At 41.6% G+C, this 21,508-nt stretch carries 21 protein-coding genes and 1 pseudogene; 10 read left to right on the top strand and 12 right to left on the bottom strand.

Annotated elements, in window-relative coordinates:
• Positions 1-11: 11 nt before the first annotated feature.
• Entirely contained in the window at positions 12-1,640 is a 1,629-nt protein-coding gene (locus E5N72_RS02100) for a sodium:solute symporter (RefSeq protein WP_135923033.1), read from the bottom strand.
• Between the two features lie 262 nt (positions 1,641-1,902).
• On the opposite strand from E5N72_RS02100, the gene E5N72_RS02095 reads away from it, so the two are divergent.
• From E5N72_RS02095 to E5N72_RS02080, 4 genes are all read left to right on the top strand, one after another.
• Positions 1,903-2,625 carry a FadR/GntR family transcriptional regulator gene (locus E5N72_RS02095; protein WP_135923032.1) on the top strand — a complete coding sequence of 241 codons (723 nt, stop codon included), beginning with the start codon at positions 1,903-1,905 and terminating at the stop codon, positions 2,623-2,625.
• A gap of 45 nt (positions 2,626-2,670) precedes the next feature.
• Positions 2,671-3,450 carry an SDR family oxidoreductase gene (locus E5N72_RS02090; RefSeq protein WP_135923031.1) on the top strand — a complete coding sequence of 260 codons (780 nt, stop codon included), beginning with the start codon at positions 2,671-2,673 and terminating at the stop codon, positions 3,448-3,450.
• A gap of 124 nt (positions 3,451-3,574) precedes the next feature.
• On the top strand, positions 3,575-4,282 hold the full coding sequence (locus E5N72_RS02085; protein ID WP_135923030.1) for a sulfite exporter TauE/SafE family protein: 708 nt from the start codon (positions 3,575-3,577) through the stop codon (positions 4,280-4,282).
• A gap of 27 nt (positions 4,283-4,309) precedes the next feature.
• Positions 4,310-5,194 (top strand): SMP-30/gluconolactonase/LRE family protein, encoded by an 885-nt coding sequence (locus E5N72_RS02080; protein WP_240704483.1) that lies wholly within the window; start codon positions 4,310-4,312, stop codon positions 5,192-5,194.
• Here the strand turns inward: E5N72_RS02080 and E5N72_RS02075 are convergent.
• Genes E5N72_RS02075 through E5N72_RS02065 form a run of 3 tightly spaced genes read right to left on the bottom strand, consistent with a single transcriptional unit; the run spans position 5,189 to position 7,482 of the window.
• Complete coding sequence (locus tag E5N72_RS02075; RefSeq protein ID WP_135923029.1) at positions 5,189-6,076, bottom strand: LysR family transcriptional regulator; 888 nt, start codon at positions 6,074-6,076, stop codon at positions 5,189-5,191. The two genes, E5N72_RS02080 and E5N72_RS02075, sit on opposite strands and share 6 nt — an antisense overlap.
• 54 nt (positions 6,077-6,130) lie before the next feature.
• Entirely contained in the window at positions 6,131-6,997 is an 867-nt protein-coding gene (locus E5N72_RS02070; protein ID WP_135923028.1) for a pirin family protein, read from the bottom strand.
• A gap of 59 nt (positions 6,998-7,056) precedes the next feature.
• On the bottom strand, positions 7,057-7,482 hold the full coding sequence (locus E5N72_RS02065; RefSeq protein ID WP_135923027.1) for a DoxX family protein: 426 nt from the start codon (positions 7,480-7,482) through the stop codon (positions 7,057-7,059).
• 128 nt (positions 7,483-7,610) lie between these two features.
• Here E5N72_RS02065 and E5N72_RS02060 point away from each other — a divergent pair, with 128 nt between their 5' ends.
• Entirely contained in the window at positions 7,611-8,147 is a 537-nt protein-coding gene (locus tag E5N72_RS02060) for a hypothetical protein (RefSeq protein ID WP_135923026.1), read from the top strand.
• 26 nt (positions 8,148-8,173) lie between these two features.
• Here the strand turns inward: E5N72_RS02060 and E5N72_RS02055 are convergent, their stop codons facing one another.
• The 7 genes and pseudogenes from E5N72_RS02055 to E5N72_RS02025 form a co-directional block, all read right to left on the bottom strand.
• On the bottom strand, positions 8,174-9,016 hold the full coding sequence (locus E5N72_RS02055) for a DUF4198 domain-containing protein (protein WP_135923025.1): 843 nt from the start codon (positions 9,014-9,016) through the stop codon (positions 8,174-8,176).
• Between the two features lie 9 nt (positions 9,017-9,025).
• A complete protein-coding gene (locus tag E5N72_RS02050; protein WP_135923024.1) occupies positions 9,026-9,526 on the bottom strand; it encodes a DUF2271 domain-containing protein in 501 nt (166 codons plus the stop codon).
• Positions 9,526-10,158 (bottom strand): PepSY-associated TM helix domain-containing protein, encoded by a 633-nt coding sequence (locus E5N72_RS02045; protein WP_135923023.1) that lies wholly within the window; start codon positions 10,156-10,158, stop codon positions 9,526-9,528. The genes E5N72_RS02050 and E5N72_RS02045 overlap by 1 nt, the downstream gene beginning before the upstream one ends.
• Positions 10,159-10,354: 196 nt before the next feature.
• A pseudogene (locus E5N72_RS02040) lies at positions 10,355-10,744 on the bottom strand (YbaN family protein); the annotation flags it as partial.
• The gene (locus E5N72_RS02035; RefSeq protein WP_135923022.1) at positions 10,744-11,322 is read right to left on the bottom strand and encodes a biliverdin-producing heme oxygenase; all 579 of its coding nucleotides are present in this window, start codon (positions 11,320-11,322) and stop codon (positions 10,744-10,746) included. The gene E5N72_RS02035 and the pseudogene E5N72_RS02040, both read right to left, overlap by 1 nt.
• Positions 11,323-11,673: 351 nt before the next feature.
• On the bottom strand, positions 11,674-12,993 hold the full coding sequence (locus tag E5N72_RS02030) for a porin (protein WP_135923021.1): 1,320 nt from the start codon (positions 12,991-12,993) through the stop codon (positions 11,674-11,676).
• A gap of 108 nt (positions 12,994-13,101) precedes the next feature.
• Positions 13,102-13,584 carry a MarR family transcriptional regulator gene (locus E5N72_RS02025; RefSeq protein ID WP_135923020.1) on the bottom strand — a complete coding sequence of 161 codons (483 nt, stop codon included), beginning with the start codon at positions 13,582-13,584 and terminating at the stop codon, positions 13,102-13,104.
• A 327-nt stretch (positions 13,585-13,911) separates the two neighbouring features.
• Between E5N72_RS02025 and E5N72_RS02020 the strand changes: the two genes are divergently transcribed.
• From E5N72_RS02020 to E5N72_RS02000, 5 genes are all read left to right on the top strand, one after another.
• Complete coding sequence (locus tag E5N72_RS02020) at positions 13,912-14,763, top strand: D-hexose-6-phosphate mutarotase (RefSeq protein ID WP_135923019.1); 852 nt, start codon at positions 13,912-13,914, stop codon at positions 14,761-14,763.
• Positions 14,764-14,815: 52 nt separating this feature from the next.
• Positions 14,816-15,349 carry a PH domain-containing protein gene (locus E5N72_RS02015; protein WP_135923018.1) on the top strand — a complete coding sequence of 178 codons (534 nt, stop codon included), beginning with the start codon at positions 14,816-14,818 and terminating at the stop codon, positions 15,347-15,349.
• Positions 15,342-16,874 (top strand): PH domain-containing protein, encoded by a 1,533-nt coding sequence (locus E5N72_RS02010; RefSeq protein WP_240704482.1) that lies wholly within the window; start codon positions 15,342-15,344, stop codon positions 16,872-16,874. The genes E5N72_RS02015 and E5N72_RS02010 overlap by 8 nt, the downstream gene beginning before the upstream one ends.
• Before the next feature lie 78 nt (positions 16,875-16,952).
• A complete protein-coding gene (locus tag E5N72_RS02005) occupies positions 16,953-17,195 on the top strand; it encodes a hypothetical protein (RefSeq protein ID WP_135923016.1) in 243 nt (80 codons plus the stop codon).
• An 85-nt stretch (positions 17,196-17,280) separates the two neighbouring features.
• Positions 17,281-20,103: a hypothetical protein gene (locus E5N72_RS02000; protein ID WP_135923015.1), complete on the top strand. Its 2,823-nt coding sequence runs from the start codon at positions 17,281-17,283 to the stop codon at positions 20,101-20,103.
• Position 20,104: 1 nt separating this feature from the next.
• Here E5N72_RS02000 and E5N72_RS01995 read toward each other — a convergent pair whose 3' ends face one another.
• Complete coding sequence (locus E5N72_RS01995) at positions 20,105-21,244, bottom strand: tetratricopeptide repeat protein (protein WP_135923014.1); 1,140 nt, start codon at positions 21,242-21,244, stop codon at positions 20,105-20,107.
• Positions 21,245-21,508: the final 264 nt, after the last annotated feature.

Raw genomic sequence — 21,508 nt, 5'->3', positions numbered from 1 at the left:
GGAACGAACGATTACCAGAAGCGGTAGTAAATAAAGGCTGTAATACCAATAATACCCGCGGTATGAATGTAGTCCCACTTATCTAAGCCGGCAGCCACTTCTTTCATGGTTGCTTTATCTAGGCTTGAGAAAGTAAGACCTTTCAATTGTTCTTCGTCTGCTTGCTTGGTGAACATACTCACCACAATCATAATCACAACGACCACGACAAATAGCAGAATACAGTAATACAACCAGTTCATCGTGGTGATCCATGCAAATGATGAACCTGTTAAATCATCTTTAAATGGCAGCAACACTAAGCGGATCATACCCAGTACAAACCCTGATACTAAGCCCACAAAACCCGCTGTTGGAGTGATGCGTTTACTACATAAACCTAGTAAGAATACCGCAGCAATACCCGGTGCAATAAGAGACTGCACACTTTGCAAGTATTCATAAAGAACATCGGCAATTAAGCTCATCACGGGTATCCATAGAAGGCCTAAAACAACAATCACGATAGTGGCAATGCGGCCTACTTTAAGAAGGTGTTTCTCAGATGATTCTGGTTTGAATTTCTTATAGAAATCAATGGTAAATAAGGTTGCTGATGAGTTAAATAATGATGCTAAAGAGCTCATAAGAGCCGCTACTAAACCACCAATTACAATTCCCTTAACACCAGCAGGTAATAGCTCAGCAACTAAAGTTGGGAAAGCTTGGTCAGCACTTTCATAGCTAATAATACCTTTAACATTCAATGCGTATGCAATCATGCCTGGTACTAAGAAGATAAATACAGGAAGTAGCTTTAAGTAACCGGCAAACATGGTACCGCGACGGGCTTCTTTAATGCCTTTTGCAGATAAAACACGTTGTACGATGTATTGGTCTGTACACCAATACCAAAAGCCAATAATGAATGAACCAAACACAATGCCAGGCCATGGGAATTCAGCATCTGAAGCGCTTCGAATAAGGTGCATATTAGCATCGTTGATACGCTCAACTTCTGCCCAACCACCTACTTTATCTAAACCAACAACTAATATGACTAAGGAGCCAATAATCAGCACAGGGGTCTGCAACACCGAGGTCCACATGATGGCTTTCATACCGCCAAGTACCGTATAAATACCAGTAATCACCACAAGGCCAATGGCTGAAATCCAGAAGAAGTCGATACCCCAAATACTCTCAATACCTAGGATTGTTTTAAACGCGATACCACCGGCATACACTGTCACTGCAACCTTGGTTAATACATAACTAATCAATGAGATAACAGATAAGAATGTACGTGATTTAGAGTTAAAGCGGCGCTCAAGGAACTCTGGCATGGTGTAGACTTTACTACTCCAATAAAAAGGCACGAAAATCCAACCGAGCAGTAGAATGATCCACGATTGCATTTCCCAGTGAGCCAGTGCCATACCCGATTGTGCACCTGAACCTGAAAGGCCCACTAAATGTTCCGAGCCAATGTTTGATGCGAAAATAGAGGCACCAATCACTAACCAACTTGCATTACGACCCGCTAAAAAGTAATCAGCGGTGTCTTCTTCTTTTTGTCGCATAGACATCACGACAACGCCCAGTAACAGGACAAAAAATCCTGCTAGCACTGCCCAGTCTAAGGTACTTAGTTCGACCATCGTGTGTTCCACCTAATTTTGAAAGAGAATTTTTGCTTTTTTAGTTGTCTAATAAAAATATTATATTATAAATAGGCCAAGTGAAAGAGATTTGTTAAAATAAGGTGACACTATGTAGTTGAAATGGTGACTTGGTTGCGCAATTTATAGACACTTGTATTAGGCTGTTTTTTGTTTGTTATTGATTTTAATCAACTATTTCCAGGATGACGGAATAGCTTTATAGATGTATCATATTACTCAGATCTTTTGAGGAACACACATGGCGCGCTTAGAAAATTTAAACCTATCACAACAAGTTACCAATGAGCTTGGTAAGGCAATTATTGTTGGAGATTATAACTCTGAAACGGGGCTACCAACCGAAGCACAATTATGTGAAGTGTATGGTATTAGCCGCACAGCTGTTCGTGAAGCAGTGAAAATGCTTGCAGCAAAAGGACTGATTTCTTCTCGTCCACGACAAGGTATTCGTGTTGAGTCGGCGGATAACTGGAATTTATACGATACAAGCGTATTAAAATGGTTGTTAGAAAGCAGCCCATCGCTGTACGTACTTAAAGAATTCTTACAAGTGCGCTTGGCGATTGAGCCACAAGCAGCAGCACTTGCAGCAAGAAAAGGCGACCAAGCAGCCATTGCAGAAATCAAAATGGCACTCGATAAAATGCAAGCGGCAGCAGAAGAGCCTGAAGGCGTAATGCATGAGCCAGATCTTGCCTTCCATACTGCAATTTTACATGCCAGTGGTAACCGTTTCTTCTATCAATTACGTGATTTTATTAGCACCGCATTACACGTGAGTATTCAACATACTACACCTGCTAAGGGCAACAAAAAGGCTATCGCTGAAGAGCACTTTAAAGTGTATAACGCGATTGCGAGCGGCGATCCTGAGCGTGCTAAAAACATGATGACATACATGATTGATGAAGCAATGGCGTTTATTGAAAAAGAAATCGCTGATAAAGAAGCGGCTCAATAAGTATCGCTTTTTGACGTTGTAATTACTTTAAAACAAAAGGTTATCATGCCAAATTCAAACGAGCTAAAAACAGTTTACCCAAGCCTTGTTGGTAAGAGTGTGTTTATTACTGGCGGTGCATCGGGAATTGGTGAAGTAATGGTAACGCGGTTCTGCGAGCAGGGCGCGAAAGTCACCTTTGTTGATATTGCAACCGAGCAAAGCGATGCGTTATGTGCGAAATTAGCTGGTAAATATGAGTTTGACCCGCAATTTATTCATTGCGATATACGTGATGTAGAAGCCTTAAAAGCGGCCATTGAGCAAACTCGTCAGCAACAGGGTGACATTGGTGTGTTAATTAATAACGCAGCCGATGACACCCGCCATGCCGCTGAAAATATGGATGTGAAATATTGGGAAGACAAGTTTGCAGTTAACTTGCGCCCGTGTTTTTTCTCATCGCAAGCTGTGGTTGAACACATGCAGCGTTTAGGCGGTGGTAGCATTATCAATATGGGATCGGTAAGCTGGCGTATTAAGCAAACAGGCATGCCAGCCTACACAACAGCGAAAGCGGGGATTGAAGGTTTAACCCGTTCATTAGCTGCTTCATATGGTAAAGACAATATTCGTGTAAATTCACTGGTTCCGGGGTGGGTGATGACAGAGCGCCAAATTACTCATTGGCTAACCCCAGAAATGATTGAAGATGTTCGTTTAAGTCAATGTATTAACGAAACAATTCAACCAGACCATGTAGTGAATGCCGCGCTATTCTTAGCCGCTGATGATAGCTGCATGATGACAGCACAATCACTGATAGTGGATGCAGGTTGGACTTAACTAAATTGTCAGTTGCATTAACTTAAAGCAAAGAAAAAATTTTACACAATTCAAATGATACTATAATAATAAATAATTATTTAAAACATTTGAAATCTCATAGTTAGGAAGGTGGTAAGAAAGTTTGACCGACTTTGTGCTTGTTTATTTAATTCTGATTATTGGCGCTTGCCTGCAAAGTGTTATTGGCTTTGGTTTAGGTATGTTATGTGTGCCAGTGCTTTACTGGCTAATGCCAGAGCTGGTGCCGGGACCAATGATTTTGAATGCGCTGTTTTTAACGTCGGTGTTAATGATTAAACACCGTGGCGCGATAGACATGAAACAAACAGGCATATCCATTATTGGTGGAGCTGTGGGGGTTATCTTTGCTGCTATTGTGATGTTGTATGTCAATGCGAAGCAGTATCAGCTATTGCTTGGGGTGAGTATTTTGGTAGTGGTGGCATTGTCTATCATAGGTATGAAACCGAAAATTTCCACCATTACAAGCTTACTAGCGTCGATGTCGTCGGGCTTTTTAGGCACCACGACTTCTGCTGGTGGCGCGCCAATGGGGCTGCTCTATCAAGCTGAAGATAAAGACAAAATTAAAGCTAACCTAAGCGCCTTTTTCGTATTTATAAACTTGTTTGGCATTGTTGTACTGATGCTTACAGGCTCTGCCGATATGGCTGATGTGAAGTTGTTCTTTTTCTGCTTACCCGCAATTTTAATTGGCTGGGGCTTGTCGTTTGTGATCAATAATAACCTCAATGAAAAGGCCATTCGCGGCATCATCTTACTGGTCGCTGGTTTATCTGGCCTAGCACTTATTTTCATACACAGATAGAATGAGGATAGTTCAGCTGTTTGTGTAATGAAGCCTATGCTCGATGACACCATTAAAGTAATCATTTCTAGTCAATGCCAATTAGGCGAGGGTGCCTATTTTGCCAAGGCGCATAACTGTTTATTTTGGGTCGATATTTTAGGGCAACGTTTGTTTCGTTTAGATTGCCAATCAATGCGCGTTAGCCAGTTTACTATGCCAGAACCTATTTGCTGGGTGATGGAAACCGAGCAAGCTGAATTAATCGCAGGCTTTGCCAAAGGCGTTTATAAACTCAATAGTGAAGACTTTAGCCGTGAACTTCTTTACTCAATCGATCACGAACCCTCACAAAACCGCTTAAACGATGGTAAAACGTCTCGCCAAGGCTTTGGCTTTTTTGGTTCAATGGACTCTCAAGAGCAAAGCAGTAGTGGCAAGTTATACCGTTTTGGTCATGGCCAGACTCCGACAGCGGTAGATCATGGCTACACTATTAGTAATGGCCCTGCGGTAAGTAAAAATGGTCAGTTTCTATATTCTACAGACTCAGATAAACAAACAATCTACCGCTTCACTCTGAGTGAGACAGGCGAACTTGCTGATAAACAAGAGTTTATTCGCTTTACTGACAATATGGGTTTTCCTGATGGCATGACAGTTGATAGCGAAGATCATCTTTGGGTTGCCGCATGGAATGGTTATGGCATTTATCGTTTTGCTCCAAGTGGTGAGCAGGTGCAGTTTATTCGCTTGCCCGCACCGCGTGTTACGAGTGTCGCATTTGTCGGCGAGGAGCTCAGACATCTTGCGGTGACGACTGCGGCAGTAGGGTTAGAAAACTCGGTGCTCGCTGATTACCCGCACAGTGGGGGCGTGTTTATTCTTGAGCCGGGCGTTAAAGGTATTGCTGAAACGCCCCTAAAACTATAGGTTTTCCATCACTTGATAACGCAATTCGCCAAGAAATGCGCGTGCTGCCGGACCTAGTTTGTCACCATCTTTAAAGAGCAAATGTAACTTAGCGCTACGACTACTGTTATGAGTTAAATTGAGCGCTTTCATTTGCCCAGCAGCGAGTTGTTTTTCTATCGCTATTTTTGGTAGCCATGCAAAGCCAAGTCCATTACTGATCATATCAATCGAAGTGCGCATATGAGTAACGGTCCAGCGCTGGTCGGCACCTAACCAGCCACCATCTTGTTTGTGTTTTTTTGCTGAGTCGCGAACAACAATTTGGCGGTGTGACTTTAAATCTTCGAGAGTGATTTCACGCTCTATCGCATGTAAAGGGTGATCTGGGTGAGCTACAGCGATAAATTCGATATCGCATAATTCTTCGTGAAAGTTTGCCGCTATCGGAAAGCCGGTAATGGCAATATCAACCTGATCGTTTTCGAGCAGCTCATTGCCCCCCATTAGCACAGACTCATGCAGTTCAATACGCAGTTGCGGGTATTGCGACGAAGTATCGTTAAGCACTTTATAAAGCAATTGCTGCGGAAAAATAGCATCAACAGCAATGCGTAATTTACTTTCGATACCTTCACCCAAGGTTTGCCCAATGGCCTCAACTTTAGCTGCCTCATCAAGTAAGTAATTGGCACGGCGCAGTATCATTTCACCGGATTCAGTGAGTACAGTTTTACGGCCTTGGATACTGAATAACTTTACATTGAGTGCAGATTCAATCTTACCAACCGCATTATGAATACTCGATTGGCTTTTATGAATGCCTTGTGAGGCTTGGTTGAAGCCTCCAAATTCAACAACAGCACGAAACATGCGCCACTGCTCTAGCGTAATTCTTAGCATGATGTTCCTTTGCTTACTTAACTGCTTAATAGTACCTGTAAATGCTGGAAAAGTTTACTTTTTAGCTGTGGGCAACTCAATATACTCAAGCTCATCACCGGGAATGCTTGCAAAGCGCTGTGCTTGCCAATCTTGTTTTGCTTGCTCGATACGCTCTTTGCTATAAGCAACAAAGTTCCAGTGCAAGTAAGGGACTTTATTGAATTTACTGCCACCGAGTAAAATAAAGCGGCTGTGCAGCAGAGTCGTTATTTCGTGTTCGCTGTCATCAAGTAGCACAAAGTCACCTTGGGTATAGCGAGTATCACCCACACTAATTTCACCATAAATAACATACACGGCGGTTTCATGATGAGGATGCGGTTTAGTAATATGACTACCTTGCTCGGCTACCGTATCTACATAAAACATCGGTGAGTAGCTTTTCACCGGCGAGCTTAAGCCATAGGCATCACCCACGATAAGTCGCATCAGCACGCCTTTTTCGATTCTCTCAGGCAGCAGCTGTTTTTTGATATGTTCAAAGCGCGGTGCTATTTCGGTCATACTCTCAGGTAAAGCAACCCAGCATTGCAGGCCATTGATGTCGTGCTCGCTCGCCCGCACCTCAAGGCTTTCTCTTTCTGAGTGCACTATACCGCGACCTGCTGTCATCCAGTTGACATCGCCGGGTTCTATTTGCAGGCTATTACCTAGCGAATCGCGATGGTAAATGCTGCCCGTAAATAAATAAGTGAGCGTTGACAGGCCAATATGAGGGTGAGGCTTTACATTTATGCCTTCACCGCGAGGAAAGTGATTCGGCCCCATGTGGTCAAAAAAGATAAATGGGCCTACCATTTTCTTGTCAAAATGCGGCAAGATGCGTTTTACATCGAGCCCACCAATATCGTGGCTGGTTGCTGTTAATAATTTTGCCATGCTTGCGCCTCTTAAAAATAAACTCAGCCAATAACCTAGGGTATTGGCTGGGATTAATATTATGCCTGACTACGCTTTAAAACTAGTTGATCTAGGCTGATTTTGCCTGCCCCAACACTCGCTAATGCTAAAAAGCCGCCAGCCATTGCAATGTTTTTGTAGAACATTAAAAATTGCATTTGATCATCAAGTTGAAAGTGGAATAACAAAGCACTGACTATGCTGAAACCAGCAAAAGCGACAGCGGTTAGTTGTGTTAAAAAGCCCAGTAAAATAAATAACCCGCCCACAATCTCAAATGCAATCACAAACGGCAGTAAGAACTCTGGTAAACCTACTGATGCCATGTACTGTGCTGTTGCATCAAAGAATTCTATTTTGCTAAAGCCGGTTAGTAAAAAGATCGCCGATAAACCAATACGTGCCAATAAAGTGCTAATATTTTGTAATTGTGGTTGTGCTGTTATTAAAGTAAAAAGTTTCATAGTAGGTATCCTGTTTAGTTAAGCAGTGTGTCTGCGATGGAGTAACTATAAGTTCACTTTAAAAGAATTAAAAATTGTAAAATTAGTGCCAATCATTCTTTAAAAGAGAATTTAAAAGGAGGTTGAATATGAAGTTGTTGTTATTAATAGGGTTTAGTTTTTCGGTGGCTGTAAGCAGCTTGGTGTTTGCTAATCAAAATTTACCAAATAGCCGTCATTATGAGTTATTAGCTTCAGATATTGCGGTGCAGCAAAGCTGGCAAGTTAAAGACACAATTAAAGGTTATGAGATGCTGGAATATCAAATAAACCTTAATAAAGGCAATACCTTAATGGTTGATTTGGCTCCTTCAAACTCGAGTAACTACTTTAATATTTTACCAAAAGGTAATCCAACCGCTTTGTTTGTTGGCCCGGCAAAAGGAGATCATGCCGAGATTAACATCCCTGATGATGGTGATTATGTGATTCGGGTGTTTTTGATGCGCAATGCCGCGCGTCGTGATGAGAAAAGTAACTTTACAGTAGACATCAGCGTAATAAAAAGTGCACTAAAAGGCATGCACCCAAGCTGGGATGTCGATGGTGATGGGATTAATGATTGCGAGAAAGACGGTAGCTGCGATCACACTGTTGACTACAGTCTTCCTCGAAAGTCGAATTAGGCCGCGTTTAGGCCTAATTAAGCGTATTATTCAGGCGCCACTTCAAGCGTTGTGAATAATGAGTAGCGTACGTTATCGATATCTGCCTCTGTTGGCTTTTGATCAACAGATGCTTCAATCAGATACATGTCGGCATGAGCGAAAGTCACCGTAAAGAAGCCTTTTTTATCGGTTGTTACTTTCACTTCGTCGCGTTCATTACGGTAGCGAGCACTACCACGAACAATAGCAAGCTCAACGTCAGCAGCTGGTTTGCCATCCATTAATAATTGGAATTTAGCCTCTTCACCTGCAAACAGATCGTTCGGGTGAGTTGGGCCTGAAATTTCTAAGCCTTGACCAAGTAATGTTGGCTTAGAAGTGCCATTTCGGCTAACGAAAGTATCAACAGTTGCGATTGATTTTACAGTACGTACCTCAGTTGCACCTGCTGGTAGATCTGCTTCTTTTTTACCTGCGAACACACGACCGCGATTACCGTCTTTGTCTTTATAAAAAGTCATTAGCATTGGTTTTTGCTGCATAGCAATATGGTAAGTACCGTCTTGAGATAAACTCACTGCCGCTGAATTTTTGCGTTTTAAGTAGTATGCACGAATTGTTTCTTCAACCGGTTTACCATCTGGAGCAAGGGCAATTAATAGGTTGTCGTCGTACTCTGCGCCTTTTTCTTTCGGGCGGTATGCTTTATCTGGGCTAAACAACTCATTTGAAATACTGGCATCGATCATCACATAGTGAGTTTTCTCACCTGATAAAGAAGTATGAGATGGCATTAACCAACGGGCATGTGCTTGTGCATAGCCAGACGCGATTGCTGTGAAGGTCACTGCGCCAATCAGCGCTGTTTTTAATAATTTTAATTTCATTGTTTGTCCTTAATTACTGGTAATGGTAACAAAGCTAGTAGCGAACTCTTTTTCGCCTTTAATTGTGACTTTGCCGTCTTTCGTTAAGTCGATTTCAACGCGGGTGTAATCTCGGCCACCTTCTTCACGAACAACCTCGACATTAAGTAGGTAGCTACCAGGTTTAACTGGATTGCCTTTTAAATCTTTTCCTTGCCACTCAATGGTATAAGTACCAGGGCGTTTTGTTGCACCCGTCACACCATCGAAGTTGTCGTTGCTACGGCCGGCTTTTCGCCACCATTGACGTAAGTCTTTAAACCATTCTGCTTTTTCGACCCAAAGTGCAATAGTGGTAACGTGTTTACGTTCAGGTGTTTCTAGCCATAGCGCCACGTAAGGGCGATGATATGGAGAAATATCTAGCTCTGGTAAGGTGAACTCAACGGTTAGGTTGGCGTCTTTTGCAAAGCTCAGTGGGCTGAATAAACAGCTGATCAATAGAGCGGCGATTAAGTGGGCTTGTTTCATTAAGATACTCCTTTAAGTTGAGGCACCCAAACTAGATAAATGACCAAAGGCGTGGCAACACCAAGAAGCGTTAACCAAAGGCCTGCGGCCCGTTTTTTACGGTTTTGAAAGAGAATAATTAATCCGGTGATGGCAAACAGAATCATCAAAACAGCCGAGATATCAATGACCCAGCTCCATGCTTTACCTGTATGGCGGCCTTTGTGTAGGTCGCCAATCAGGCTCATAAAGCCACCGGTTTGATAATCAATATTGAGCTCGCCCGTTTGAAAATCGATTTCGGCGTAAGCAAAGCCTGCTGGTAGCGGGTAGTCGAGCATCACCAAAGCATCTTCTTTTTCCCACTCAATACTTTTTACATTACTGAGTGAAAATTGCTGCTGCATGTACTGTTCTATATCAGGGTATAGGCTCGGTAACGTGTCGAGATTAGCTTGTGCTTTTTCGAATAACTCCGCAGAAACAAGTAGTTGGTTCTGACCATTATGTTTATCATTTTCGAGCCAACTAACGTGATTCAGAATAATGCCGCTGACACAAAATAAAATAAGTAAAAAGAATAGTGCAGTTGAAAGGTATATATGTAAGGCGCGGCTTACACTATAAAAGCTGCGTTTATTTAAAGAAAACATAATTAGGTGTATTTGTTTGTTATACGTATATGATAATGATTTGCATTAGTGATAACAAGCAAGTTTACGTTCTTTACATTTCTTTGCGTTAGAAATGAATAGCAAGATAAGCCATTACCGCAAGTTGCGAGCTGAGAAAACAAGCAAGCAACATTAAGCGGGTGTGTGTGGTCAGTTTAGTTTGAATTAGGGTTGGTTTATTTGGCGCTGATGGGCGGTTAATTAAATAGGCTAAAACGCTTAACTCAATCACCGCCACTAAATACATAACCCAAATTGGCGCGGCACTTTGTAGTAAAAAAGCATACCCGATAGCCATGCCCAAACCTGCTAAGAACTTAGCGCGAGTAGGAACGACCTTATATTCTTGCCAAAACCTTAAAGGCTGGCCGTATCTAGGGTGGTTTAGCAGCCAGGCTGAGAGCTTAGGTGATGAGCGGGTAAAGCACGCCAATGCTAGTATAAAAAAGATAGTTGTAGGCATCACAGGTAATGCAATACCTATGATACCTAAACCCACCATCAATAACCCGAGTAATTGATAGCAGCCATTTTTATAGGCGGTAAACGCCGCTCTCACATTCATCAATAAAATTGGGCCTGATAAAACTTAAATCGTTGCAGTGCTTGCTCTGCACCTTCTATCAAGGTGGCCTGTTGCTGTTCACTGAGCTCAAGGTTATCAATAAGATGACTTAGTTGACAGCCTTTAGAGTACTTACTGGCTTTAGCAAGGTAGCGCGCACCACGTTGATTATTTAACTTTAGCTCAGCTTCAACTTGTTTACCTAATGTAGTTGCAGAAAATTGCGACCCTTCAACTACATACAGCCAACCAAGTACATAGGCAAAGTCGGCATTTTGAAAGCGACAGGGTTGATATTTATGATTTGGTAACGGGTGTTTTAAATCGTTTAAATCCTGCTCGATTAAAGATAATCGCGTACGATCATGCAAGTTATCTATATATTGATGTAAACCAGCATGTTCGTATAGACCTTTTAATTCTGATTGAAAGGCATACTGTAAGGTTAAAAACTTTTTATAGTTATCTAAATCAGCACTAGGCGCTAGTGCTAATAGATGATGGTCAATATCATCCGTGATGGTGTTTATCGCTTGTTTTAGCTTTTCAGCTCGAGAAAGTAGCTCGAGTATTGACATGAATATGTTCCTCTGCAACGTCTTCAAAGTAAATGCACGGGGTAGTTGATGTTGTCATAGGGTCTATACCCATAATTTCTAAGAGCTAATTTGATATAGCTACTATACAGCTTTTATCAATAAATCTAGCTCAGAATGGCGCTATATAATAATGATTTTCATTTGTATAGCCAGAAAATGTTTTTGCTAGAGGTACAGATCGGACCTGCATCAATAGAACTGTCAGCACTTGGGTCGTGAGGTAAGAAGTTTGCTAGTAACTACAGAGCGCTAAAAGTAGCGTAGAATTGTTGTGTGTTTTCGAGTAAAGATAAAGCAAGGAGACTAGCTCCTTGCTTATGCGTATTGGTGTTAGAAATAATAACCAATATTGATATTGAAGCGGGTTTCAGTCTCGTCGCTGTCGCCAGCAATTGAACCACCAACAAATGGTTGGTTTTTCGCTTGTACAAAATCAAAGTAAGTGAATAAACCACCTGCAGCGACAGATACACCGGTTACGTTCATCCATGTATCTTCGCTGTTGTCTGACTTGTCGTAAATAATGCCGTAGTCATTATAAAACTGCAGGTTCGTTACCGGACCCCATTCTACTGGAAGGCTATAAGCGATATTGGCATTGGTCATGGTCGCTTCTGCGGCGATACTATCGTAAAAGGCATAAGCACCCACGGCCATGCGGTTTACGTTATCAATATCGTAGTTATACTCACCATGCTGTAGTTGGAAATTCCATGGACCAATTGTGCTGTTTAAGTGCACAGCCCAGGCATAGTAATCGCCGGCTTTATCTTCACCATCATGTAGTCCGCCAGAAAGAGCTGAGACACCAAGCTCTGTTGTGCCACCGTCATGTTCAAAGTGATAGCCATATCGGCCAGAGAAAGTGTTGTATTCACCAATAGCATTGCCTGGTTCAGCGTATACACCTTCTTCGGCTGAGCGAAAACCAACTACATCGTAAGAGTAGCGGTCACTTCTGTCGCTTACATAACCGTCAACGCCACCTAACTCATCATTTTTGAAAAAGCCAAGATCAATTTGCCAGTTATCGGCCAGTTTACGTTTAAATAGTACACCTAAGTCGTGGTCATCTTCTAAACCAACATAGTAAGTGGTACCAAAAAAGTAGTTATGTGAATTATACGGCCAGTTACCAAAAGGGACTTTGGTAATACCTGCCTGCACCTGCCAATCTTCGGCAAAGTCATAGGCTGCGTAGGCATACTTAACAGCGGTCATGTAATCGAAAAAACGGATCTCAGCGTTTAGCTGCACATCACCAACATCACCTGCAAAATTAAGCCTGAAAATATCAAAGTCGAAGTCGCCACCACGATTTTTATTACCGTCATTGTAAGATGTATGACTAAAGTTGGTACGTACAGCGCCACCCACTTTAATACCTGATTTTTTCTCAGGTGTTGCTACAGCAGCTGTTTGCTGCTCAAGTTGCTTTTGTTGCTTTGCTACTTGTGCATCAATTTGCTCTTGCTTTTCAGCTTGCTGTTTTGACTTTTCTTCTGCTGCATCTAGCTTTTGCTGAAGTTGTTGCATTTGTTGCTGAAGAAGCTGTAACTGTTTTTGAAGGTCATCGATTTCAGATGCCTGACTAAGACTAGAAGTAGTGCCCAAAGCAATAGCAAGGGCTAACTTTGAAAGTTTAAGCATGAATAATCGCTAGTATTGGAATCGGTACTATAAAGCATAGATGATATTTGTGATGAACCCAAGACTAGCCACATAAAATTAATATTAATCAACTAGTTTAAATTTTCTTTATGGTTCAAACGTCTTTGTGATTGCGCCAACTTCTAGAAGTGGTGAAGCATCGAGCTGATCAGCATCCATCATAGCAGCGACTCGTTGCATAGATGAAAGTAGTAAGCTTTGCTCCCACTCTTCAAGGGCGGTGAATTTCTCTATGAAGTGTTCTTGTAAGGGCTGCGGAGCCTGATTAAGCAGCTGTTTTCCGCGCTCGGTTAAATACAAACTGACACGACGTTTATCAAGTTGACTGCGCACGCGCGTAATGAGCTCTCGGCTCTCAATGCGGTCTAAAATATTTGTCACGGTTGCAGGGCTTAAGTTCACATTCTGGGCAATGCGACTTGCCGTAATGCCATCGGTTTGTGCAACTTCGTTCATAATGAGTAGTTGTGGGCCGGTCAACCCTGATGTTTTATTGAGTTGTTTAGAGTGTAGGTCGATAGCTCTAATCACCTTACGTAACGACACTAATAGCTCGTCATACTTTTGCATGTTTCTGTCTCTTAAATTGGCGACGCTCACAGCCGCAATCGCGAAATATTACATGTCTAATAAATTGAGTTCAAATAAATAATGGCTATCTAAGCTATAAATACTGTTTAATATCGCTGGTTTTGAGGTGGATTATTTGTTTAGAGTAAGAATAAAAATTTAAATTTAGTCAATTAACTTTAGTAAATGTTCTTAGCACTTAACATGCACTTATAAAGTGACTTACCTTTTTGTAGTAAAACAATTTATGTAAATAACTAAATATTATTTACTAATGACGGTTGCATTGGGTAAGGTTGGTTTTTCTTTCATCAAATGGGACGAGTTATGAAGTTATCGCCATCAGTTACGATTGAGCAAAGTGAAAGCGGACTTGAGTTTATTAAGGTTGCAAGCGAGTTTTGTACAGCGACGATTTTTTTACAAGGTGCACAAATTACTGAGTTCACGCCAACCGATAAAAAGCCACTATTATGGGTCTCTGAATTAGAAGATTACCAAGAAGGTAAAGGTGTGCGAGGTGGTATTCCGATTTGTTGGCCATGGTTTGGTGTTAGCCAACATGAAGGCTGGCCTGCGCATGGTGTTGCTCGCACAAGTTTATGGCGTGCTGAAGAAGTAAAAGAACAAGACGATTCTATTTATATCAGCTTGTCATTGCCTATGACGCAAATTGATGAAAAGTATTGGCCTTATAAAACTAAGCTATTAGCCGAGTTTATTTTAACCTCTAGTTTAGAGCTGCGTTTAACAACCACTAACTTAGATAACCAAACCGTACAGTTTACTCAAGCACTGCACACATATTTCCCAACGCCTGCAATCGAAGAAACAAAAGTAGATGGTCTGCAAGGTGCGAAATACATCGAATTTGCAGAAGGACCATTTGAGCAAAATGAACTCGTATCGTTTGCACGTGAAACAGACATGGTTTACACCGAAGCGAAAGATACGCAGCGTATCATCACGCCAGATGGCATTATTGAAGTAGGCCGCGAAAATTCAACATCGTGTGTACTTTGGAACCCATGGATCGAGAAATCAAAACGGTTATCAAATTTTGCTGATGACGAATATCACGTGATGTTGTGCCTAGAAGCCGCTAATGTACTTGACGATGCAGTAGAGCTTGCACCCGGTGCAAGCCATACACTTGCAACAAAACTACGCTGGGTATAATTTACCTGTTAGCACGTTAGGCCGGCACAGCTGGCCTTTACAAGGAATTACCGTGTTTAGTAATCAACAAATAGAAACCCTTCCAAAGCATCAAACGATTCAATTTCAGCCACTTGCAGAAAATGCTATCTGGCAAGTACAAATAAATTGGCTATTATTTTACATCCCATTGATGCTCACAATTATTGTGGTTAGGCACTTAAATCAAGGTTTGACCGAGGCAGTTGCAGCACCTTGGTTAGCTATTTTACCTGTCCTTGTCGTAATCTCCCTGAGCTATAACTATTTTAGTGTGCGCGCCAAAGGCGTGGCTGTACGCGAACATGATATTGCATTTAAACGAGGCTTAATTTGGCAACAAGTTACCCTATTGCCTATTTCTCGCGTGCAGCACACCGAAATTCATCGCGGCCCAATTGAGCGAAAATTAGGCTTAGCAACACTCAGGCTTTACAGTGCGGGTGGCATGAGTGCTGATCTGCATATTAGCGGTTTAACTGACGAGCAGTGCAATGATGTCCGTCAGTTTGTGCAGGGTTATGGTGATATCACATCAGCTCAAGATAATGAGTTTGCCGATGAATGATCAGCAATGGCAACGTGTCTCGCCATGGGCAATATTGTACTTTATTGTTCATTTTGCACTGCGCTTTATAAAAGATGGCCTTTTGAACTTATTGCCAATTTTGGTGCTATTTGTCACTCAAGTAGAGCAAAAAATGTTTTGGGGGCAGGTAGCCGCTTCAGTCGCTTCAATATTTTTAATGTTATATGCCTTTGCTTATTATCGTAATTTTAAATATCGCATAACGGATGGTAACGAAATACTGCTCAATAAAGGGGTATTTAAAAAAGAGCGGCTAACCCTAAAATTTGCTCGAGTACAAAACGTAAATATTGCCGAACCTTTTTATTTTCAGCCGGTTAATTTAGTTAATTGTATATTTGATGCTGCCGGAAGTAGCGCTCAAGAAGCTGTGATCCCGGGAGTAAAGCTTAGCTATGCCGAGCATGTACGCGAACAAGTGATGGCGTTTAAGGCTCAGTTAGAACAACAAGAACAGCCGCCTATTGAGCAAAGCGAAGCCGTTGACAAGTCGCACACCTTAACGATTAGCAATGCTGAAATTGCTAAATTTGGTTTGATGTCGAACATGGCGATTTTGGCCTTAGCCGCACTGGCTCCATTTATGAATGTGATTCTTGAGTACCTCGAAAAAAATATCATAAACCGCCTTGAGGCCATGCTTAATGAGCAAGCTGCTTTTGTTGGCAGCGCCGCTGCAATAGCAGTGTTAATCATGGTTATTGCGATTGTTTTATGTGCCATTTTACTGTCTGTAGTGATGGCTTTAGTGCGATTTTTTAATTTTAAGCTTTATTTTCAGGACGATAAGTTTAAGCGTGTGGCAGGTTTATTTGAGCGTCAGCAACTATCGATTAGTGTTTTGAAAATTCAAAGTGTGCAAATCAAACAGAATATTATTGCGCGTTTGCTGAATCGCTTTACCTTGATTTGCCCACAAGTAAGTAGTGGCGGTATAGCCGCTGGGGTCGCGGCACATAAAAATAAACAAACTTTTGTGATGCCAGTCTTAACTAAAGAGCAAGTGCAAACTGTGTGTCGTTGGTTATTTCCTTGGTTTGTTGATTTAACAGAGCTTCACTTTATAAAGCCAGAGCGGGCGTTACTTTATAAAAACACACTTTTATACGTGCTACTGCCAACTATAGTTTCTGCTTTAATTTTCAATGCTTTATTTAATGCTACTATGATGCTTTGGAGCATTTTAGTGGCTCTGTTGTTGATGGTTGGTGTGTTTTTAAGTTATCAAAAAACAGGTATGGCGATGTATGAACATGATGGCCGTTTCTTTGCTGTATTTAAAACAGGCATGTTAGGTATTCAATATCGTGTTTTTGAAATTTACAAAGCGCAAAGCGTCACCACAATAAGCACTTATTTAATGCGCCGATCACAGCTTAAAAGCTTGTATATACAACTAGCTTCTGGTTCTGTATCAATGCCTTACTTAAAAGCAGAGCTGGCTGAGCAGTTTGCTGATTTCGCCCTATATGAAATAGAAGGCGTTGAGCGGAATTGGTTTTAAATGAAAATAATTCTCAATAACTTTATTTTTGTGTTGATTTTAGGTATGATAGCGCAGTGTTAAGTAACTGGGCTCATAATGATTTATTTTTTACCTACTCTAGCTATCTTCGGTGTTGTCGCTTTATTGTACTTTGTTCATTCTAAAAAAGAGTGCACCGGGTTGTGTGTTAGTTTTGCTGTGACAGGCATCGCTTTGTTGTTAACAATGACCATGATGCTGGCTGGCTTAGGTGCGCTAAGAAGTAGTTTAATGTTTGCTGCGACTATTTTTATAATCTATCAACTGCTCGGTTTAGTTAGGCCAATTAAAATAGATTAATTTCTTACATTTTTTTACTACAATCACTGAAAAAATGTACGCATACTAATCCTTGAACTAAGCAACTTGCTAATCAAGGATTGTGATGAAAAAAGCCCTATTAACGGTGGCGCTACTTGCCGCTGGCCATGCTTCAAGTCAAGAGACTTGGCAAACTATTCATACCGAACACTTTAACGTGCATTTTAGTACGCAGAACCAGCAATGGGCCCGCTCCGCGGCAACCGAACTTGAAATTGTCCGCGATAAGGTATTAAAACAGCAAAACCGTGCCCTTGATGAAGTCGTCGATGTGTTGGTTTTCGACCCATTCAACGCCTCGAATGGCTTTGCTCTACCGGTGACAAACAAGCCTTTAATGGCCTTGTTTACTACACCACCGCAATCTGACACCGTGATTTCTAATACTGATGGTTGGCAGCAACTATTGATTTTGCACGAATATATTCATTTAGTGCACCTTGCTCAGCCTACACGAAGCGATTTACGCCAAGCTATTCGCAATAGTTGGGATATTTACGATTTAGTTGATGGTGAAATGCCGCGCTGGACCGCCGAAGGGTATGCAACCTTACTTGAGTCGAAAATGACTGGTCGCGGGCGTCTATACGATAATCTTTCAGAGGCGATACTGGTTGAATTTGCACAACAAGGTGCGCTGCCTCGGTATAGTCAGCTAAGCAGCACCGAAGGGGGCTTTTTAGCTGGTTCTATGGCGTATTTAATGGGGTCTCGCTTTCTTGCATGGCTTGAAGAGAACTATTCCGCGCAAACTCTTGATGCAGTTTGGACGCGCATGCAAGCGGTTAAATCGCGTGATTTTGATGAGGCTTTTAGCGGCGTATTTGGCGACTCACCAGAACGACTCTATCGTCGTTTTATTGCCGAATATACCTACAAAGCTATGGCTAAAGAAGTAAGTGAGCAAGCACTTACAAGTAAGCTTTGGTTAGAACTTGATTTATACGCCTCGAACCCTGTTTTAAGTTTAGATAACAGTAAACTTGCTATTGTTGAGCGAAACAAAGATGACGAAACGCGTTTAGTTATTTATAGCACTGATGATAATCAACAGGCAGCAGATGACTTTGCGAAAGAACAGCAAGCGCTACTCGATGATGACCCTGCTGATATTGCTGATAAAGCACCGCGTGTTTTTAAACGTAAACAAAAACATGTGCTTCATCAAATTAATAGACAGGGCATAAAAAACCCACAGTGGTTAGACGAAAATACCCTATTCTTCACCGCCACAACAACCGTTGCTAAAGGCGCAATTCAGGGTATTTCTGACTTATACCGTTATGATATCGAGACCGGAGAGGTCAGTGCATTGACGCATCATGCAGGGCTGCGCCGTTTTACAATTAGTGATAACGGACAAACGGTTTACGCTGAGCAAGCTAAGCATGGCTTTTCGGAGCTGGTGCGTTTTGATCTCAATACGGGTGTCGCAACACCTTTATTTGAGAAAAGCCTAGAAACGGTTTATGACTATCCATTATTAAGCCCTAATAAAACTCAGCTTGCTTATTTAAAAGCGACATTGAATGCTAATTGGCAGTTGTATATACAAGACTTGGATGGTCAGCAGTCACATGCCGTGCCTATGCCTGAAGGCTATCAGTATGTGTCACAGCCCAACTGGCAAGCTGATGGCAAAGGACTTTATTTTGTAGCGGGTAAAAATAAAGCTCTCGATTTGTATCATTATGATCTTCAAAGTAATTCACTAAGCCAATTAACACAAGGACAAGAAGCTGTCGCACACCCAATGGCAATGAACAATGGTGAACTTTTGTATTTATCGATCACTGCTGAAGGCCCGAACATTAAGCATTTTGCTGAGCAACCACACGGATTAGAGGTTGTTGAGTTTGCTAAAAGCGCAGCTCCGCCGCGAGGAGATGTAACGAGCGAAGTATTACCTGAGGCAAAAATCTACCCGCAAAGCCCAACTGAGCCAGCCAATTATGATGTATGGCAGCAAAAGCCGACTTTTTCGCTGGCATCTCAATATTATTCAGCTTCATCTTCACTTCTTACCCTTGGGGTTAAAAGTAGTGACTTTTTAAAGCAGCTTGATTTACAAGCAGGCTATAGTGCTGATTTACATGATAAAGCATTGGAAGGGGTATTCGCGGCGGTTAAGTACTCGAAATTTGATTTAAAATTTAAAGCGTTGTTATTTGATTACGACCTTGAAACAGTAAGGCAATACCATTCTCAAACGTCGCTGGACTTAAGTAACACTGGGGCACATTTTGCCATGAGTTACCCAATGCAGTTTCAACAACTTAGTATCACACCGAGCCTAAGCTATAACTACAGTGATTTTAGTGAAGGGGATGATCAATGGTTAACAGTTGGACTTGAACAAAAATGGCAACATGATAGGCAGCGTTATGGTTTTGCTCAGTCTGTGAGTGCCCAGTGGTTGTCCGGTGATACTGACTCAAACAATTGGCAGGGCTATAACTTTGCCACCGTATTAAGCGGTTATGCCTTTGATATTCCTGTTTATGTTAATTTCGCTCAGCAATATCGCGATGACAGCGCACTTGCTTTAGGTGGTTATAAGTCAAATTTAATTAATCAACAAACGCAAAGTGGCTTTATTGTTGCTCCAGAACTGCCGTTTATTAGCCAGCTAGGTGAGCGCTATAAAGGTTATGGCGGGGGCATAAGTTACAAAGATTCACTGCCTTGGCTTTACTACCAACAGCATCAGGTTGATAACCGAGTCTATGCGCAAAGTTACGGGCTCAAATGGCAGGGAGATTTTAGTTTTGGTATGGGGCCTGCGGGCTTGAATGATGTAAATATTGACTTTGGCGTCGCCCGAGTAGAAGGCGACGACTTTGAAAATGATTTACGAGCATGGCTAAGTTTTTATTACTCGTTATAACTTAGTGTTTTTCAGATAAAGCGAAAAGCTTGGCGTGATAAAGCGCCAGTTTTTCGTCTTTATTTTCTATCTCTATGGCTTTTTCTAGCCACTCTTTACTGCGTTGTTTATTGCCTTGCTGATAACTAATAATTGCTAATTCAATATAGGGTTCAGATAAGTACGGGGCTAACGCAATAGCATTTTCAATCTGTTGCTTTGCTTTGTAATATTTACCATTGTTGCGAGCGTTAATCGCGGTTGCTATCAATTCAAACGGATCTTGCTCAAGCAAAGCCAGTTGTGAGTTGATTTGCTCAACTAGTTCAGGATCATTAAGTTGCTTGGCGAGTACTGCGTAGTTGTGCAGTAAATTAGTATCATCAAGGTCATAGTGTATAGCTGTTTGGTAAATTCGCTTTGCGCCCGCTAAATCACCCGATTGGCGATGTAAAACTGCGGCTAAATTATAAAGTGAGGGTGCATGTGGTGTGTATTCGTTAGCTTTTAAAATGTAGCTGTAACTTAAATTGAATTGCTTTTTAGCCAAGGCCTCGCTTGCTAAGTTACTATAATAACGGCTAATTAAGTCTTTTAAATCGGCACGGCCTGAGTAAAAGCTACCACGCGCTGGAAAGTAATCGATGACAGTGCCTGGTTTTACTAAGTAATGCTCGTCCTCATTTAGTGGTGCGTAAACTTTTGTTCGAAAATGGCCCGATACATACACTATGTTGCTTTGTTTACTGTAAACCGGTTCACTCGACACCGCCTGAAAGCCTGTTTTAAGCCCAGCAAGCTGAGCATAAGCTTGGGTTAAAATGGCGAGACTAATACAATTACCTTGCTGCCTACGTAATGCCTCTTGCGCACTAAGGGTGGCACTATAATAGTTAAAGTTAGTGAGTTTATTTTCTAGGTAGTGATAAAGAATTTCATCGTCTCTTAAGTAGTCACCTTGGCGCTGCGTGAAATAATCAAGGAAACGTTTTTGTTCATCAGCAGGTAAAGTAAATAACGCGGGATCAGGTAATTCTACTTGTTGAAATTTCTCGGCGGCCATCAAGCTTGCGACACTAGGCGGCGCAGCAAGTTGTTGTTTAGTGCTTTTACAGCCAACCAAAAAAGCACTTAACACTAATGCATATATAACTGATTTCATTGCTTTCTCCTGCTGAGCACTCTTTGTTCAATGTACCCATATTGCCATAACTATTCAAGCTGCTTAAAAAGTGTCATTGATTGTAAACACCCTGTATGGATATCTTGCCAGCAAGCGGTTGTTTGTTTTTTATTCTTTATTGCATTCTAGCGTTCTCTCATTACAATGCCGCGCTCTTTTAAAATGCATAAAAAACAATGGTTTACTTTGTTTTTATGGCTAATTTATAAATTGCTAACTTATTAACTAAATTGTAACGAGAGA

This window comes from Pseudoalteromonas sp. MEBiC 03607 (genome assembly GCF_004792295.1).
Taxonomy (GTDB): Bacteria; Pseudomonadota; Gammaproteobacteria; order Enterobacterales; family Alteromonadaceae; genus Pseudoalteromonas; species Pseudoalteromonas lipolytica_C.
Note: the sequence above shows the minus strand (reverse complement) of the source record. Positions and strands in the feature narration are given on the sequence as shown.